Genomic DNA, 1,429 nt, shown 5'->3' on the forward strand with positions numbered 1-1,429 from the left:
CCGACTCGCTGCTCGACGGCGTCACCTCGCTGCTCAACTTGCTGGCCGTGCACTACGCGTTGCGCCCGGCCGATGACGATCACCGGTATGGCCACGGCAAGGCGGAATCCCTGTCGGGCATGGCCCAGGCGTTGTTCATCGCCGGCAGTGCGGTGTTGATCGCCTTCCAGGCGTTCCAGCGTTTGCAGCATCCGGAACCTGTGGGCGCGCCATGGCTGAGTATTGGCGTGATCGTTCTGTCCCTGGCGCTGACTGCGGCGCTGCTGATCCTGCAATACCGGGTGATCCGCGAAACCGGCTCCAACGCCATCCGCGCCGACTCGCTGCACTATCGCTCAGACATGATGCTCAACGGCAGCATCCTGGTGGCGCTGGTGCTGGCGGCGTTTGGTTTTCATCAGGTGGACGCCTGGTTCGGCCTGGGCATCGCGGCCTACATTTTGTGGAGCGCCATCCAGATCGCCCGGGAAAGTTTTTCGGTGCTGATGGACGAGGAACTGCCGCCGGATGTCAGCCAGCACATGCTGGAACTGGCGTGCAGCGTGCCCGGTGTACTCGGTGCACATGACTTGCGCACGCGGATTTCCGGCAGCCACTGGTTCGTGCAGTTGCACCTGGAGTTACCGGGGGAATTGAGTTTGTCCGTAGCCCACGGCATCAGCGACCAGGCCGCCGATGCCATCCACAACGCCTACCCGCGAGCCGAAGTGCTGGTGCACGCCGACCCGCAGGAAGTGGTCAAGGGCGAGAAGGCCTAGTACTGCACCTGATAGCCGCGACTGCTCAGGCAGTTGCCCTGGGCCTGGCGGTAGGTTTGCACCACGGCCGGGTCGGGGGCGTAGGTGACGGTCCTTGGGTCAAAGCCACTTTGTTGCACCGCCCAGCGATAGCAGTCGTAACCATCCTGCTGGACCTGCGCCGGTGACTGGCCGTTGGCCGGGTAAGCCACCACGTCATAACCATTGCCCTGGGGCACGGGTTGCGGCGCTGGCGCGGCGGGTGGCGGCTGCACCACAACGTACTGCTGGCTGCTTTCTTCGTAGGTGTAATAGGCACCGGCGGCGAGGAAGAACAGCGCACTGCCCACCCACACTTCCCGCGCGTAGTCGGGCAGGTATTGCACGCGAATCCCGTAAGGCGGCGTCACGACGACATAGCGCGGGCCTTGTGGGCGATACCAGTAGCCACCCGAGAAGAAGTAGTCCTGGCCGCGATACGGCACGCGGTAATTGCGGTCGGGGAAGCGGTCGACGATGTAACCCGGACGGTATTGCGGGCCTGGGCCCCAGCCATTGCCGTGCCCGTCGGGGCGGCCTGGCCAGCGGTGATCGTTGGGGTGGTTATTGCCACCGCCGTTACCCCCGTTGAAGCCGGGCCGGCCCGGGCCACCCTGGCCGCCATTGCCGGCCTGCCAATGCTGGTTGCCGTC

Annotated in this window: 2 protein-coding genes; one reads left to right on the forward strand and one right to left on the reverse strand. The window is 65.0% G+C overall.

Features of this window, described 5'->3' with window-relative positions; genetic code table 11:
• Nucleotides 1–758: cation diffusion facilitator family transporter (locus HX846_RS35700; RefSeq protein ID WP_178967294.1), on the forward strand; the 758-nt coding region annotated here is incomplete at its 5' end.
• On the opposite strand, the gene HX846_RS35705 is transcribed toward HX846_RS35700, so the two are convergent.
• A partial coding sequence (locus HX846_RS35705; RefSeq protein WP_372242057.1) for a DUF6515 family protein occupies nt 755–1,429 on the reverse strand: 675 nt, incomplete at its 5' end. The two genes, HX846_RS35700 and HX846_RS35705, sit on opposite strands and share 4 nt — an antisense overlap.

The organism is Pseudomonas sp. K5002, assembly GCF_013386655.1.
GTDB lineage: Bacteria > Pseudomonadota > Gammaproteobacteria > Pseudomonadales > Pseudomonadaceae > Aquipseudomonas.